Origin of the sequence: Cryobacterium sp. TMB1-7, assembly GCF_004402435.1 — a bacterium.
Classification (GTDB): Bacteria; Actinomycetota; Actinomycetes; order Actinomycetales; family Microbacteriaceae; genus Cryobacterium; species Cryobacterium zongtaii.
Window position 1 is genome coordinate 1 of sequence record NZ_SOFZ01000001.1, and the last position, 14,535, is coordinate 14,535.

General features: G+C 68.4%; 17 protein-coding genes. 10 read left to right on the plus strand and 7 right to left on the minus strand.

Annotated elements, in window-relative coordinates:
* Positions 1-218 precede the first annotated feature (218 nt).
* Positions 219-1,532: an aspartate--tRNA(Asn) ligase gene (gene aspS / locus E3O60_RS00005; protein WP_088457806.1), complete on the minus strand. Its 1,314-nt coding sequence runs from the start codon at positions 1,530-1,532 to the stop codon at positions 219-221.
* Positions 1,533-1,611: 79 nt separating this feature from the next.
* Between aspS and E3O60_RS00010 the strand changes: the two genes are divergently transcribed.
* Genes E3O60_RS00010 through ccsB form a run of 5 tightly spaced genes read left to right on the plus strand, consistent with a single transcriptional unit; the run spans position 1,612 to position 6,284 of the window.
* Positions 1,612-2,256: a histidine phosphatase family protein gene (locus tag E3O60_RS00010; protein WP_088454969.1), complete on the plus strand. Its 645-nt coding sequence runs from the start codon at positions 1,612-1,614 to the stop codon at positions 2,254-2,256.
* Positions 2,253-2,861 carry a TlpA disulfide reductase family protein gene (locus tag E3O60_RS00015; RefSeq protein WP_103478487.1) on the plus strand — a complete coding sequence of 203 codons (609 nt, stop codon included), beginning with the start codon at positions 2,253-2,255 and terminating at the stop codon, positions 2,859-2,861. Before E3O60_RS00010 ends, E3O60_RS00015 begins: the two co-directional genes overlap by 4 nt.
* 2 nt (positions 2,862-2,863) lie before the next feature.
* Positions 2,864-3,625, plus strand: coding sequence for a cytochrome c biogenesis CcdA family protein (locus E3O60_RS00020; RefSeq protein ID WP_088454971.1), 762 nt, complete (start codon positions 2,864-2,866; stop codon positions 3,623-3,625).
* Positions 3,609-5,282: a cytochrome c biogenesis protein ResB gene (locus E3O60_RS00025; protein ID WP_134407785.1), complete on the plus strand. Its 1,674-nt coding sequence runs from the start codon at positions 3,609-3,611 to the stop codon at positions 5,280-5,282. Before E3O60_RS00020 ends, E3O60_RS00025 begins: the two co-directional genes overlap by 17 nt.
* Before the next feature lie 51 nt (positions 5,283-5,333).
* On the plus strand, positions 5,334-6,284 hold the full coding sequence (ccsB, locus tag E3O60_RS00030) for a c-type cytochrome biogenesis protein CcsB (RefSeq protein WP_134496731.1): 951 nt from the start codon (positions 5,334-5,336) through the stop codon (positions 6,282-6,284).
* Between the two features lie 149 nt (positions 6,285-6,433).
* Here the strand turns inward: ccsB and E3O60_RS00035 are convergent, their stop codons facing one another.
* Genes E3O60_RS00035 through E3O60_RS00055 form a run of 5 tightly spaced genes read right to left on the minus strand, consistent with a single transcriptional unit; the run spans position 6,434 to position 9,503 of the window.
* Positions 6,434-7,414, minus strand: coding sequence for an o-succinylbenzoate synthase (locus E3O60_RS00035; RefSeq protein ID WP_134496725.1), 981 nt, complete (start codon positions 7,412-7,414; stop codon positions 6,434-6,436).
* Positions 7,415-7,456: 42 nt separating this feature from the next.
* Positions 7,457-7,720, minus strand: a complete 264-nt coding sequence (locus E3O60_RS00040; RefSeq protein WP_103430995.1) for a hypothetical protein — start codon at positions 7,718-7,720, stop codon at positions 7,457-7,459.
* Positions 7,717-8,049 (minus strand): ATP-dependent DNA ligase, encoded by a 333-nt coding sequence (locus E3O60_RS00045; RefSeq protein ID WP_088454975.1) that lies wholly within the window; start codon positions 8,047-8,049, stop codon positions 7,717-7,719. Before E3O60_RS00045 ends, E3O60_RS00040 begins: the two co-directional genes overlap by 4 nt.
* A 51-nt stretch (positions 8,050-8,100) precedes the next feature.
* On the minus strand, positions 8,101-9,153 hold the full coding sequence (locus E3O60_RS00050) for an RNA polymerase sigma factor RpoD/SigA (protein ID WP_134496727.1): 1,053 nt from the start codon (positions 9,151-9,153) through the stop codon (positions 8,101-8,103).
* Positions 9,150-9,503, minus strand: coding sequence for a hypothetical protein (locus E3O60_RS00055; protein WP_088454977.1), 354 nt, complete (start codon positions 9,501-9,503; stop codon positions 9,150-9,152). The genes E3O60_RS00050 and E3O60_RS00055 overlap by 4 nt, the downstream gene beginning before the upstream one ends.
* A gap of 198 nt (positions 9,504-9,701) precedes the next feature.
* Here E3O60_RS00055 and E3O60_RS00060 point away from each other — a divergent pair, with 198 nt between their 5' ends.
* The 3 genes from E3O60_RS00060 to E3O60_RS00070 all read left to right on the plus strand — a co-directional run bounded on the left by E3O60_RS00060 (position 9,702) and on the right by E3O60_RS00070 (position 12,900).
* Positions 9,702-10,613: a 1,4-dihydroxy-2-naphthoyl-CoA synthase gene (locus tag E3O60_RS00060; RefSeq protein ID WP_088454978.1), complete on the plus strand. Its 912-nt coding sequence runs from the start codon at positions 9,702-9,704 to the stop codon at positions 10,611-10,613.
* Positions 10,614-10,621: 8 nt separating this feature from the next.
* Entirely contained in the window at positions 10,622-11,782 is a 1,161-nt protein-coding gene (locus tag E3O60_RS00065) for an AMP-binding protein (RefSeq protein WP_174845041.1), read from the plus strand.
* Between the two features lie 77 nt (positions 11,783-11,859).
* The gene (locus E3O60_RS00070; protein WP_088454979.1) at positions 11,860-12,900 is read left to right on the plus strand and encodes a 1,4-dihydroxy-2-naphthoate polyprenyltransferase; all 1,041 of its coding nucleotides are present in this window, start codon (positions 11,860-11,862) and stop codon (positions 12,898-12,900) included.
* Positions 12,901-12,974: 74 nt separating this feature from the next.
* On the opposite strand, the gene E3O60_RS00075 is transcribed toward E3O60_RS00070, so the two are convergent.
* Positions 12,975-13,280: a DUF4229 domain-containing protein gene (locus E3O60_RS00075; RefSeq protein ID WP_088454980.1), complete on the minus strand. Its 306-nt coding sequence runs from the start codon at positions 13,278-13,280 to the stop codon at positions 12,975-12,977.
* Positions 13,281-13,350: 70 nt separating this feature from the next.
* Between E3O60_RS00075 and E3O60_RS00080 the strand changes: the two genes are divergently transcribed.
* Together E3O60_RS00080 and E3O60_RS00085 are read left to right on the plus strand one after the other, a co-directional pair.
* Positions 13,351-13,785, plus strand: coding sequence for a PLD nuclease N-terminal domain-containing protein (locus tag E3O60_RS00080; RefSeq protein WP_134496729.1), 435 nt, complete (start codon positions 13,351-13,353; stop codon positions 13,783-13,785).
* On the plus strand, positions 13,751-14,535 hold a 785-nt coding region (locus E3O60_RS00085), incomplete at its 3' end, for a thiamine pyrophosphate-binding protein (RefSeq protein ID WP_370448626.1). The genes E3O60_RS00080 and E3O60_RS00085, both read left to right, overlap by 35 nt.

A 14,535-nucleotide genomic window follows, 5' to 3' on the forward strand; every position in this document is an offset into this window, starting at 1 on the left:
CGGTGGAGCAGGCGGCGAGGCCGGCGACGAGCAGGCCTGCGGTGGTGAGGCCGAGTGCGGTCTTGGTGAAGCTGCGCATGATGAAGTCCTTTGCTGTGGAGTGTGGGGGCTTGCTTGGTATGCAGGTGGTTCGGCCCCACCCCGGAAAAGGTTTGGTCTTAACGAAAAATCGCGCCTGTCCGTGAGACAGGCGCGACTTTCGCGAGCGGGAGTAGGGGTTACGGCTCCAGGCGGGTCGGCCCGCGGAACAGGTAGGTGACCTCGCGGATGGATGCCTGGTGCAGCATCAGCATCAGCACGCGGGCCAGGCCCATGCCGAAGCCACCGTGGGACGGTACCCCGTAACGGAAGAAGTCCAGGTAACCCGCGATCTCGGCCGGGTCGAGACCCTTCTCCACGGCCTGCTCGACGAGGACGTCGATGCGGTGCTCACGCTGCGCGCCGGTGGAGATCTCGGTGCCGTTGAAGATCAGGTCGTAGCTGTTGGTCAGGCTCGCGTCGCCCTCGTGGCGCATGTGATAGAACGGGCGGATGCTCGACGCGTAGTCGGTGAGGAACACGAACTCGTGCCCGTAGGTCTCGGCGACGTACGCCGCGATCTGGCGCTCGCCCTCGGGGTCCATGTCGTCGTCTTCACGGGGAACCTCGTAGCCGCGGCTCTTGACGATCTCCTTGGCCTCGGCCAGCGGGATGCGCGGGAACGGCGTGCTCGGCACGGTGACCTCGACGCCGAACAGCGCGAGCACCTCCTCGCCGTGCTTGGCCTTCACCGCGGTGAACGCGGCCACGAGCAGGTCCTCGTGCAGCTGCATGACGTCTTCGTGGCTGTCGATCCAACTGATCTCCGAGTCAACGCTGGTGAACTCGGTGGCGTGCCGGCTGGTGAACGACGGGTCGGCCCGGAACGCCGGCCCCACCTCGAAGATCTTGCCGAAACCTGCGGACTGCGCCATCTGCTTGAAGAACTGCGGGCTCTGCGCCAGGTAGGCCTTGCGGTCGAAGTACTCCACCTCGAACAGCTCGGCGCGGGACTCGCTCGCGCTGGCCATCAGCTTCGGGGTGTGCAGCTCGATGAAGTCGTGCTCGATCCAGTACGTGCGCAGGGCGTGCTCGAACGTGGTCTGGATGCGGAAGATGAGGCTCGCCTTGGGCTGGCGCAGGTCGAGGAAGCGCCAGTCCATACGCTTGTCCAGGCTGGAGTCTGCCGCGATCGGGGTCTCCGGGATGGCGAGGGTGACGACCTCGAGGGACGCCAGCTTGATCTCGATGCCGCCGAGCTTGACGCGCTCGTCGTGCTTGAGCTGCCCGGTCACGGTGACGAAGCTGCCCTGGGACAGGCCGGAGATGGTGGTCGCCGGCTCGTCGTCGACGACGACACCCTCGGCATCCGTGGTGCGTGGATTGACCAGCTGCACGGCGCCGGATTCGTCGCGCAAGACGACGAATTGCACCTTCTTCTGGTCTCGGACGGTTTCAACCCATCCTGACACGGAAACGAGACCGTCGTCGAGGGCAGCAAGGTTCTTGATCAGTACGCGCGCATTCACCCCCTGAGTTTAGCCGCACAGCTCTCGGCGAATTCGCGGGTGACCTCTCCGTAGACTGGAGCGTGTGGTAGCTAGCCAGGTACATCTCGTGCGGCACGGTGAGGTTTTTAACCCCGAGCGCGTGCTTTACGGCAGACTTCCCGGCTTTCGGCTGTCCGATTTGGGGCAGCGGATGGCCGAGGCGGCTGCCGCAGACCTCGTCGAGCGTGGGCGCCCCGTGGGGCGGATCATCGCCTCGCCGCTGCAGCGCACCCAGGAGTCGGCAGCCCCGATCATGGCGGCCTTCGGCCTGCCCATCCACCTCGACGAGCGCATCATCGAGCCCGCCAACCGCTTCGAGGGCAAGCGGATGCGCGGCCCCGGCGGCGCCCTGCGCGACCCGCGCACCTGGCCCAGCCTGATCAACCCTGCCCGGCCCAGTTGGGGCGAGCCTTTCGCGTCCATCTCTGCTCGGATGCTCGCCGCCATCGACGATGCCTTCCATTCGGTCGACGACGGTGACGTCGTTCTGGTCAGCCACCAGCTGCCGATCTGGATGGTGCACCGCACCCTGGCCCACGAACGCCTCGCCCACGACCCGCGCAAACGCCGCTGTGACCTGTCCAGCATCACCACGCTGTCGTTGCACGACAATGTGCCCGCCGAGGTCGGCTATGCGAGTCCCGCCGCCGCCCTTCTGGTGCCGGCCAACGATGTAGGTGCAGTGTGAGTCGCCGGCCACGCCTGATTCCTGCCGCCCTGATCGGCCTCGTCAGCCTCGGCCTCGTGCTGACCGGGTGCACCAGCGACGACCCGCTCGCCGCGCAGTACCGTGAAGGCAGCGGCAAGGGCTACATCGCCGGCGACGGCAGCGTCACCGAAATCGCCGCCGAAGATCGCGGCGAGTCCGTCGTCTTCGACGGCACCCTCGAGGACGGCTCCACGGTCAGCTCCGACGACTACACAGGCGAGGTCCTCGTGGTCAACTTCTGGTACGCCAGCTGCGCCCCCTGCCGCGCCGAGGCCCCGGACCTCAAGACGATCAGCGAGGAATTCGCCGGTCAGGGCGCCAGCTTCCTCGGTGTGAACGTGCGCGACCAGGCGCCCAGCGCCATCGCCTTCAACGAAAGCTACGAGATCAGCTACCCATCGGTGATGGATGTCGACGACGGCGGCCTGCAGCTCGCCTTCAGCGGCAGCATCCCCCCGAACGCCGTGCCGACCACCCTGGTGCTGGACTCCTCTGGACGGGTCGCCGCGCGCATCCTCGGCCAGGTCAACTCGCCGTCCATCCTGGAAACCCTGATCAAGGACACGATTGCCGAGGACGGCTAGGCGTGGGCAATCCCTTCGGCGAGATCGTCTTCAGCGGGCAACTGTTCCTGGCGATCCCGATCGCCGTGCTGGCCGGGCTCGTCTCGTTCGCGTCCCCGTGCATCCTGCCGCTCGTGCCCGGCTACCTGGCCTACATCGGCGGGTTCGCCGACGGGAGTAGCGGGTCGAAGCTCTCCGCGCGCCGGGGACGCAACCGGCTGCTGCTGGGCGTGGCCCTGTTCATCCTCGGCTTCACCCTGGTCTTCGTGCTCACCGGCGTGGTGTTCGGCGTCGCCGGGTTCTGGCTCAACCAGTACCGTGACCTGATCACCCGCGTCGCCGGCGCCGTCGTGATCCTGCTCGGCCTGGTCTTCGTCGGTCAGTTCGGCGCGATGCAGCGCACCATCAAGACCTCCTGGCGGCCGCGGATGGGCCTGGCCGGCGCTCCGGTGCTCGGCGCGGTCTTCGCGGTCGGCTGGACCCCGTGCACCGGCCCCACGCTCACGGCCATCAACTCGCTCAGCCTGAGCACCGGCTCACCGTGGCAGGGCGGCCTGCTGGCGCTGTTCTACGCGCTCGGCCTGGGCATCCCGTTTCTGCTGATCGCCCTGGGCCTGAACTGGGCCACCGGGGCCGTAGCCTTTCTCAAGCGTCATATCCGAGCGATCAACCTGTTCGGCGGCGTGCTCCTGATCGTTATCGGGGTGCTCATGGTGAGCGGCGTGTGGAATGCCTGGCTCCTGAACCTGCAAGGGGTGATTGGCAGCTATGTCCCGGCCATCTGACCACATCGACTCCGCCCCGGCGCCCACCGGCGACGGGATCACCCAGCCCAAACTCGGTTTTGTCGGCACCCTGCGTTGGTTCTGGCGTCAGCTCACCAGCATGCGCACCGCGCTGTTCCTGCTGCTGCTGCTCGCCATCGCGGCGGTGCCCGGCTCGCTGGTGCCCCAGCGCAGCTCCGACCCGAACGGCGTCACCCAGTACTTCACCGACAACCCTGACCTGGCGCCGGTGCTCGACAAGATCCAGGCGTTCGACGTGTACTCCTCCGCCTGGTTCTCCTCCATCTACCTGCTGCTGTTCGTCTCGCTGATCGGCTGCGTCATCCCGCGCACCAAGCACCACCTGCAGGCCCTGCGCGCCAAACCGCCCAAGACCCCCGCGCGCCTCGGCCGGCTGGCCGGCTTCACCACCCGCACGGCCCCGGCCGGCACGGATGCCGCCACCGCCGTCGCCTCCGCCCGCACCGTCCTCAAGCAGGGTCGCTACCGGGTGGCGCTGTTCGAGAGCCCCACTGAGTTCTCGGTCTCGGCCGAGCGCGGCTACCTGCGTGAGACCGGCAACCTGGTCTTCCACTCCGCCCTGGTCGGTCTCCTCGTGGTGGTCGGCTTCGGCAGCGGCTTCGGCTTCAGCGGCCAACGAGTGCTCGTGGAGGGCCAGACCTTCGTCAACACGCTGCTGGCCTACGACTCGTTCAACCCCGGCCGGTTCTTCGACGACACCGAACTGGACCCGTACACGCTCACCCTCGACGACTTCACGGTGAGCTACGAGACCGCGAACCTCGAGGCGTTCGGCCAGCCCGTCGACTTCACCGCCGGCGTCACGGTCACCCCGCGCGGCGGCGACGCCGAGCCCGGCGCGGTGCGGGTCAACGACCCGCTGCGCACCGGCGGCACCAGCGTCTACCTGCTCGGCAACGGCTACGCGCCCACCATCACGGTGAAGGACCCTGAGGGCACAGTGGTGTTCACCGACTCCGTGCCGTTCCTGCCGCAGGACGCCAACCTCACCTCGCTGGGCATCGTGAAGGTGCCGGACGGCCTCGCCGAGCAGGTGGGCCTGGTCGGCTTCTTCTACCCGACCCAGGACGAGAGCAGCACCGGCTCGTACTTCTCCAGCTTCCCCGACCTTGAGTACCCGGTGCTCACCCTCAATGTGTACGCGGGTGACCTGGGCCTGGACGAGGGTGTGCCCACCTCGGTGTACTCCCTCGACACCGACTCCATGGAGCCGCTGGCCACCCGCACGAGCGACATCCAGCCGCTCGAACTCAAGCCAGGCGAAACCCAGGAGCTGCCCAACGGGCTGGGCTCGGTGACCTTCGAGAACGCCACTCCGGATGCCGCGGCGGGAGACTTCTCAGGCTCGGTGCCGCGGTTCGCGTCGTTCGATATCCACCACGACCCCACCCAGGGCTGGGTGCTGCTGTTCGCGGTGCTCGTGCTCGGTGGGCTGCTCACCTCGCTGTTCGTGCCGCGCCGTCGGCTCTGGGTGAAGGCCATTGACCAGGCGGATGGCTCGGTGCGGCTCGAATACGCCGGCCTCGCCCGCGGGGAGGACCCGGCCCTGGAGTCGGCCGTCACCGCCCTCGCCGACCGGCACATCGCCCTGCTGGAACGCTCGGCCCCGGTCGTTTCACCCGTCGAACCCGCTTAGGCTGTACTGGTGAATCTGAACGAGCTCTCGATCCTCAGCCTGTACTCGGCCATGGCCGTCTACGCGTTGGCGTTCATCGCCTTCTCGATCGACCTGGCCAAGCGCAGCTCTGCGGTGGACGCGACCGATGTCGAGTCCGCCAAGGCCCGAGCGGGCGAGGCCACCTCGGTGGGTTCCGCCGGCGGAACCAGCACCCTCACCCGCATCAGCGCCCGGATGGTCAACGATGCGGCGACGCCGTACGGCCGCTCCGCCAGCCTGCGGGTGGGCGTCTCGCTGACCGTGCTCGCCTGGGGCCTGCAGCTCGTGGCCACGGTGTTGCGCGGCATCGCCGCCGAGCGGGTGCCGTGGGCCAACATGTACGAGTTCGCGATGACCGGAACTCTCCTCATCGTCACGGTGTACCTGATCCTGCTGACCCGCATCGATCTGCGGTTCCTGGGCACCTTCGTCACCGGACTTGTCCTGATCCTGCTCGGCATAGCCCAGCAGTATTACGTGGAAGTGGCCCCGCTGCCGCCGGCTCTGCAGTCGGTGTGGTTGGTCATCCACGTGTTCGTGGCGTCTCTCGCCACCGGGTTCTTCGCCCTCGGCTTCGCGCTCTCGTTCGTGCAGCTGCTGCAGGCCCGCCGCGAGGACCGGGTGGATACCGACAAGCCCGGCCGGCTCAAGTTCCTGAAGACCCTGCCGTCGGCGGTCACCCTGGAGAACCTGGCCTACCGCACCAACATCATCGGCTTCATCCTGTGGACCTTCACCCTCATGGCCGGCTCGATCTGGGCCGAACGGGCCTGGGGCCGGTACTGGGGTTGGGACACCAAAGAGGTCTGGACCTTCATCATCTGGGTGATCTACGCCGGGTACATCCACGCGCGGGCCACCCGGGGCTGGCGCGGATCGCGGTCGGCTTGGCTGGCGATCATCGGCTTCGCCGCCGTGATGTTCAACTTCGGCGTCGTGAACGTGTTCTTCAAGGGCCTGCACGCTTACTCCGGCCTGTAACCCGCGGCGAGGGTCGCGCCCGCTCGGTCCGCGCCCGATCGCCGGATCCGCAATGGGCGGGTGCCACGCCGTTATGCGGGTGGCGCGCCACCCGCATAACGGCGCCTAACCCGCAGAGCTCTAGGCGGGCCCTGCGTCGCGCCTCCTGATTACTCGGCGAGCAGGGCGTGCACGCGGGTGATGCGGGCGAGCCACCAGTCGCGGCGCTCAGGGCTGGCCGCGTAGGTGTCGAGAAGGTCGGCATTCGGCACCACCCGGCGCACCGGGATGCTGCCATCAACGGGCAGCAGCGGTTCATGGGTGACGTCGGCGGCCAGCAACGACGCGGTGGCCAAGCCGCAGTCGTAGTCGAGCTCGGGCAGGGCCGCCGCCAGGAACGCGCCCATCGAGATGCCGATCGAGGTGTCGAGGGCGCTGGAGACGATCAGCGGCAGGCCGGTCTCGGCCTGGATCGCGAGCACAGCGCGGATGCCGCCGAGCGGCTGCACCTTGACCACCAGGAGGTCGGCAGCGCCGGAGCGGGACACCAGCAGGGGATCGGACTCCTTGCGCACGCTCTCGTCGGCGGCGATCGGCAGGTCGAGGTAGTCGGTGCGGCGGCGGATCTCGGCCAACTCGTCGATCGACGCGCACGGCTGTTCGACGTACTCGAGGTCGAACTCGGCCAGGGCGTGGATCGCGTGCTCGGCCTCGTCGAGGTTCCAGAGCCCGTTGGCATCCACCCGGATGCGTCCCTCCGCGCCGAGTGCCTTGCGTACCGCGCGCACCCGCTCCACGTCTTCGGCGAGGGTCTGGCCGGGGTCGGCGACCTTCACCTTGGCGGTGCGGCAGCCGGGGAACCGGGCCAGAAGTGCCGGCACGTCGGCGGCGTCGATGGCCGGCACCGTCGCGTTCACCGGAACCCGGTCTCGTCGAAGGGCCGGGCTCTCTGCCCAACCGAACTCCAGCGCAGCCCGCAGCCAGGCCGACGCCTCTTCATCGTCGTACTCCACGAAGGGGGAGAACTCGGTCCAGCCGGCCGGCCCCTCGATCAATACGGCTTCACGGCTGGTGAGGCCGCGGAAGCCGGTGACGAGGGGGAGGTCGACCACGCGGGCGGTGGCGAGCACGTCGTGCAGTGAAGGGAGCATGGCTCTAGTGTGCCAGCATCCGCGGGTCCGCCCCTGAGCCGTTCATTCGGTGGAATCGGCGACGAACGTCTCCTCGGGAGTGAGCGTCACGTCCGGACCGTTGGGCTGCACGTCCACGATGGCGATCGCGGTGCCCGGAGAGATGAGCAGATAGGCATCCTGATAGCGCCCGGCGCCGCTGTTGACCCGCAGCCAGGTGGGCACGCCGGCCGCCGCCGCGTCGGAGATCTCGGCTCGGAGTGATTCGAGTGTGCGGTCGCCGAGCGTGTACGGCTTACCGCCGTAGACGATGTCGATGCGGGTCACGAATCATCCTTACCATTCGACGTGGATCCCAGGCGGTGCGGCTCCGGCACGATCTGCAGGCCGCCCGATGAATTCGCGGTCAGCATCAGCGCCTCGATCCAGTCGCGGTTGAGGCTGGGCGAACGACCGCCGAAATACTTGTAGGCCAAGGGGATGCTGGGATGCATCCAGATGGTGCTCCGTCCGTCACCGCCCTGCGGGTCGTCTCGCCAGGTGAAATAGAAGCACTCGCCCCGGCGTAGCTTGGCACCGATCACTACCTGGATGTGCGCGAGCACGCGATCATCGAAATCCGCCGTGAGGCTCGAATCGTACGTCAGCTTGCCCATTGCACCACTCCGTTGATAGGGGTAGGTGTTACGCTACGCCGGTTTTCGCTTCTAGTCCCTGAGATATCGCTCGAGTCGTGGCACCTTTAGGAGGGCCAAGGCTCGCTTCTCGATCTGTCGGACCCGCTCCCGCGTCACCCCCTGGATGACCGCGATCTGGTCGAGCGTGCGAGGTTCCTCACCGGTGAGACCGAAGCGGGCTGTGAGGATGGACCGCTCCCGGTCGGGCAGGGCATCGAGATAAAACGTGATGTCGGCAGCCCGCAGTGTGATGGTGGCGCACTCATCGGGCTGGGGCAGGTCGTCATCGATGATCAGCTCGGCGATGTCGCCGATGCCGTCGCCGACCGGTGCGTGCAGCGAGATGGGCTCGTTGTCGTACTGCAGCAGGCGGGACACGTCCCGCACCGCGATCTGCGACAGCTCGGCGATCTCCTTGAGCGTCGGTTCCCTGTCGAGGGTGCTGGTGAGGTCGCGGCGGATGCGCTTGATCTTGTTGAGCTTCTCGGCGGTGTGCACCGGGATGCGGATCATGCGAGACTTGTCGGCCATGCCGCGGTGGATGGCCTGCCGGATCCACCAGGTGGCGTAGGTGGAGAACTTGAATCCGGTCATGAAGTCGTACTTCTCCACCGCCCGCACCAGGCCGATGTTGCCGTCCTGCACGAGGTCCATGATCGGGACGCCGCGGCCGGAGTAGTGCTTGGCGATGCTCACCACGAGACGCAGGTTGGCCTCGATGAAGTGGTTCTTCGCCCGCCGGCCCTCGAACACCAGGCAGGTGAGTTCGCGCTTGAACTCGGGGTTCACCGGGGTGCCTTCGGCTTCCGCCCGGTTCATCTTCTCCTCGGCGAACAGGCCCACCTCGATCTTGCGGGCCAGATCCACCTCGTCCTCGGCCGAGAGCAGGGGGCCCTTGCCGATGCGGCGCAGGTAGTCGCCGAAGGCATCCGTGGAAGCCCGGCTGTAGCGGGAGGTGGCCGCGGCGCTGGCGGCGGCCGACGGCGAATACGACGACGGGGTCGACTCCGGCGGCGTTGCCGGGGTTTGAGTTGTGGCGCGAGCGCTCGCACGGGTGGTGGGCGGCTGGACGATGGTTGTCATGCGAGAACCCCCCGGGGGAGAAGACTGGCTGTGGCACGGTCAAAGGAAGTGAAGTAGGCGCGTTCCCGCGGACGACCGAGGTTGGTCACCTCGAAGGCGCTGCCGACGATCTGGATGAAGCCGAGTAGGGCGGTCGGGTCGTCATGCTCGATGCCATGGTCTGCGACGCGCCACTCCGTGGGGGAGAGTTCGGTGATCTCGACGTCGCCGAGGCCGAGGGCCGTGTCGTCGACGGTGCTGCCGGGTATGGGTGTCGGGTTCAGGACAGGAGCGGTGTAGGTTTCGGCGCTGGTGACGGGTGCGTATTCGGGTAACGCGGTGTCGGGTGCCGAGGGGCTGTTGTGAAACATGACCACCTCCAGGTCGTTCGGGTGACATAAGTACACAACTCGGCGTCTAGCCCGTTCAAGGGGTTGACGGGGAAGCCGCCGAGGAGGTACACCTGAATAGCCCTCATGTCTGGTGTGAGCGGTCCCAGCTGTATATCGGTCCATGTCAGGACCCGGCGACCAACCCGGCATCCCGAGCCTGCCGCGTAGTCTGGTGCCATGCCCGAACTGGTTTCAGAGATCTTCGACCCGACCCAGTGGCGTTCGGTGGATGGCTTCGGCGCTCTTGCCGACATCACCTATCACCACGACCTCACCGGCCGCATCGCCCGCGTGGCCTTCAACCGGCCGGAGGTGCGCAACGCCTTCAGGCCGCAAACCGTCGACGAACTCTACGCCGCCCTCGAGGACGCCCGCACCAATCCGCACATCGGCGTGGTGCTGCTCACCGGCAACGGCCCGAGCGCGCGCGACGGTGGCTGGGCGTTCTGCTCCGGCGGCGACCAGCGCATCCGCGGCAGGGACGGCTATAAGTACGGTGAGGGCGAGACCGCCAGCGGCATCGACAAGGCCAGGGGCGGCCGGCTGCACATCCTCGAGGTGCAGCGTCTGATCCGTTTCATGCCCAAGGTCGTCATCGCCGTGATCCCCGGCTGGGCGGCGGGCGGCGGGCACTCCCTGCACGTGGTCTGCGACCTCAGCATCGCCAGCGCCGAGCACGGCAAGTTCAAGCAGACGGATGCCGATGTCGGCTCCTTCGACGGCGGCTACGGCAGCGCATATTTCGCCCGCCAGGTGGGCCAGAAGGCTGCCAGGGAGGTCTTCTTCCTCGCCCGCGAGTACTCGGCCCAACGGGCTCTCGAGATGGGCGCGATCAACGCCGTCGTCCCGCACGCCGAGCTGGAGAACGAGGCGCTGGACTGGGCGCGCACAATTCTGACCAAGTCGCCCACGGCCATCCGGATGCTCAAGTTCGCCTTCAACGCCGTGGACGACGGCATGGTCGGGCAGCAGGTCTTCGCGGGTGAGGCCACCCGCCTGGCCTACGGCACCGACGAGGCCGTCGAGGGCCGGGACTCGTTCCTTGAGAAGCGCGAACCGGACTGGTCGCCGTACCCCTGGCAGTTCTAGGGGATGCGGTGAGGCCCGTCCGCGCCGTTCCCGCCGGGGATCCGCTGCACCTGCTGACCGAGTTGCGCCTGGCGCTCTCCGCCACGGGTGACGCGCTGCTACCGGTGCCGGTGCCGTCGCCTACGGCCGACAACGGAACCGGGGCCGACCGGGCCGGGCTCGGACCGGTGCCGCGCCGAGTGGCCGTGGTGATCGAAACATCGGGCTCGACGGCCGCGCCCAAACGGGTGATGCTCAGCACCGACGCGTTGCTCGCCTCCGCGGCAGCGTCGAGCGTGGCCCTCGGCGGCGACGGCCAATGGTTACTCGCCCTGCCCGCCCACTACATCGCCGGCGTGCAGGTGCTCGTGCGGTCGATCGTGGCCGGCACCGAACCCGTTCTGCTGCCGCCCGGCCACTTCGATCCCGTCGTCTTCGCCGAGTACGCCCGCCGCCTCGTCGAACCGTTGCGGTTCACCTCGCTGGTTCCCGTGCAGCTGGCCCGGCTGCTGGATGCCGCCGACGCCGACCCGGCGATCCTGACCGTGCTGCGGCGCTTCACCGGCATCCTCGTGGGCGGCCAGGCCGTGGCCCCGGCACTGATCGACCGGGCCGAACGGCAGAAGATCCGCGTGTTGCGCACCTACGGTTCGTCCGAGACCGCCGGCGGCTGCGTGTACGACGGCGTCCCGATCGGCAACACCTTGGTGCGTGCCGTCGACGGGCAGCTCGAGATCAGCGGAGCGGTACTCGCCGACGGGTACCTCGGCGATGAGGATCGCACCGGCGACAGATTCCGGGACGACCACGGCGTGCGCTGGTACCGCACGGGCGACCTGGGTGCGGTCGCCGTCGACGGCACCGTGAGCGTCACCGGCCGGGCCGACAACGTGATCGTCTCCGGCGGTGAGAAAGTGTCGCTCGATGCCGTCGAGGCCCTCGTGCGCAGCCTCCCCGGGCTGGGCGAGGCCGTCGTGGTGCGCGCCGCCGACCCGGTCTGGGGGCAGACACCGGTGGTGGTGGTGGTGGTAGCCGCTGCGCCGCCGGCGTTGGAAGCCGTGCGCGCCGCCGCGGCCTCGGCTCTGGGCCGCGCCGCCCGCCCCTCTCGCATCGTGACCGTCGAGACCCTCCCGCTCCTGGCCTCGGGAAAGCCGGACCGGCAGGCGTTGGAAGCGTTCATCGCACGCTGAGGGCCCGGCCCGCGGGACCGCCCGACGGCCCGGCGGTGACCCGGCGGAGACCCGGATGCGGCCGGTAACATGAGGGCGTGGCACATGGAGCGCGGCCGAACGAGCCGAAACAACAGAAGTCCCGTCAGACCAGCCAGAACGGCGCCCGGAACACGGCACCGACCGGGCCCAAGTACCCGGCGAAGTCGGGCAACCCGGCCCGGAAGAACTCTGCGAGGACCGGACCCGCACGCAGCGGGCCGGCAACTGCCGGCGACTGGATCTCCGGCGCGCGCCTCCGCACCTTGCCGCTGGCCGTCGCGCCGGTGGCACTGGGAACCGGAGCCGCTGTCGTGGCCGGTGGCGCCGGCGAGTTCCACTGGGTGCGGGCACTGCTCGCGCTGGTGGTGGCGGTGAGCCTGCAGATCGGTGTGAACTACGCGAACGACTATTCCGACGGCATCCGCGGCACCGACAACCACCGGGTCGGCCCGGCTCGCCTCACCGGTGGGGGAGCCGCCAAGCCCCGCGCCGTGCTCACCGTGGCGCTGGCCTTCTTCGGCATCGCCGCCGTCGCCGGCCTGGTGCTCGTGGTGGTGAGCCAGTACTGGTGGTTGCTCGCCGTGGGCGCCCTGGCCATCGTGGCGGCCTGGTTCTACACCGGCGGTAAGAAGCCGTACGGCTACCTGGGCCTGGGCGAACTGTTCGTGTTCGTCTTCTTCGGCCTGGTGGCCACGGTCGGCACCACCTACGTGCAGGTGGGCACCGTCAACCTGGAGAGCTGGCTGAGCGCCGTCGCCATCGGCCTGATCGCCTGCGCGGTGCTGATGGTGAACAACCTGCGCGACATCAAGCCGGACAAGGCCGCCGGCAAGCGCACCCTCGCCGTGTGGATCGGCGCCCGGGCATCCCGCGTGGTGTTCTGCGTGTTCCTGCTGGTGCCCTTCGCCATCGCGGGCTTCTTCGCGCTGTTCTACCCGCTGGCCTGGCTCACCTTCTTCGTGCTGCTCCTGGTGCTGCCGGCCTGCCTGATCGTGGCGACCGCGAAGACCGCGAAGGAACTGATCCTGGTGCTCAAGCTCACCAGCTTGGCGGCGCTGCTCTACGGCATCACGCTCGGGCTGGCCTTCGCCCTGTAACGGCACAACTGTTGCCCGCAACGGCAACAGGTAGCGTCGAGCCGCCCGCTCAGCGGATGACTATGAGCGGATGACTACGGCGCGGGCGGGGTGCGGCCGACGTTGGTCTGGGAAGCCGCGGCCCGGTCGACGGCGGCGTCCTCCGACTCGGCATCCGGGTGCACGGGCTCCTTGTCGCGGTGCCGCACCTCGTAGAGACCGCGGGCCACCGTTTCGCGCCGGGCGCGAAGGAAAATGTAGGACAGGCACAGGCCGATCACCGCGGCGAGCAGCGCCGCCAACCAGCCCTCGATGCCCAGCAGTGACAGCACCACGAAGGGAACGACGAACATCAGGACGCGGAGCACGGTGAAGACCAACCAGGCCGGAACAGCTTTCATACTTGCAGCCTAAACCGTGCCGCTGAGAGTACTCACCGATCTCTCGGCTGACCGGCCTACAATTAGCAGCATGTTCCGCCTGTTGTTCGGCCTCGGAGTCGTCGTCGTCATTCTCACCGTGTATGCGGTGGTGGATTGCGCGCTGTTCGACCGCAATCGTATACGTGGCGTGCCCCGGTGGGCCTGGATCCTGATGATCATCCTGCTGCCGGTGATCGGCGCCGTGCTGTGGCTGGTGATCGGTCGCGGCCGCCGCAGCACCGCCGCGAACACCGGCGGCCGGGTCACCCGGTCGATGGCCCCCGACGACGACCCCGACTTCCTGCGCGGCCTGGACCGCGTGAAGGACCAGGACCAGCGCATCCGCGATCTCGAGCAGGAACTGGCCGACTTCGACAAGATGGACCCGCCGGCCGACGACACGTCCCATCCCGGCACCGCCGGAGTCGACCCCAAGAAGATCGAACCCGGTGAGGGTGACCAGCCGGGCCGACGGGATGCCTGAGACCACCGACGTTTCCGGCTCGACCACCCTGCCTGACACCGCACTCGTGCGTCCGGTCGCGCCGAGCGGCAGCCCCGCCACCGACTTCAGCGTGGCATTGTTGGCCGAGTTCGTGAGCCTCGGTGTGCGCGACATCGTGCTCAGCCCGGGGTCACGGTCCCAGGCGCTGGCGCTGGCAGCCACCGAATTCGAACGGCTCGGCCTGCTGCGCCTGCACGTGCGCATCGACGAGCGCGGGGCGGGCTTTCTCGCGCTCGGGCTCGCCATCGAGAGCGGTCGCCCCGCGCTGGTGGTCTGCACCTCCGGCACCGCTGTGGCCAACCTGCATCCCGCGGTGCTCGAGGCACACCATTCCGTGGTGCCCATGATCCTGCTCACCGCCGACAGGCCGGCCGAGCTGCGGGGCATCCGTTCGAACCAGACCACCGTGCAGCCGGGGATCTTTGCGGAGGCCGTGCGTCTCTGCGAGGACGTGGCGGCCCCCGACGGAACCGTGGGGGAGTCGGACATCGCGATCGCCCTGGCCCGGCTGGCCTACACGACGGCGCTGGGCGCCCAGACGAACAACCCCGGCCCCGTGCAGCTGAACTTGGCGTTCCGTGAGCCGCTGTCGGCCGCCGTCGAGCTCGAGGCCGTCGCCGCTGCTGCGTCCCTGCCGGGCCGGCCGGATGCGGCGGCGCCCGCCGATCCGCCGCATCCGTTGCCGCCGGGTCCCCGCACCGTCGTCGTCGCCGGCGCCGGCGCCGGGCC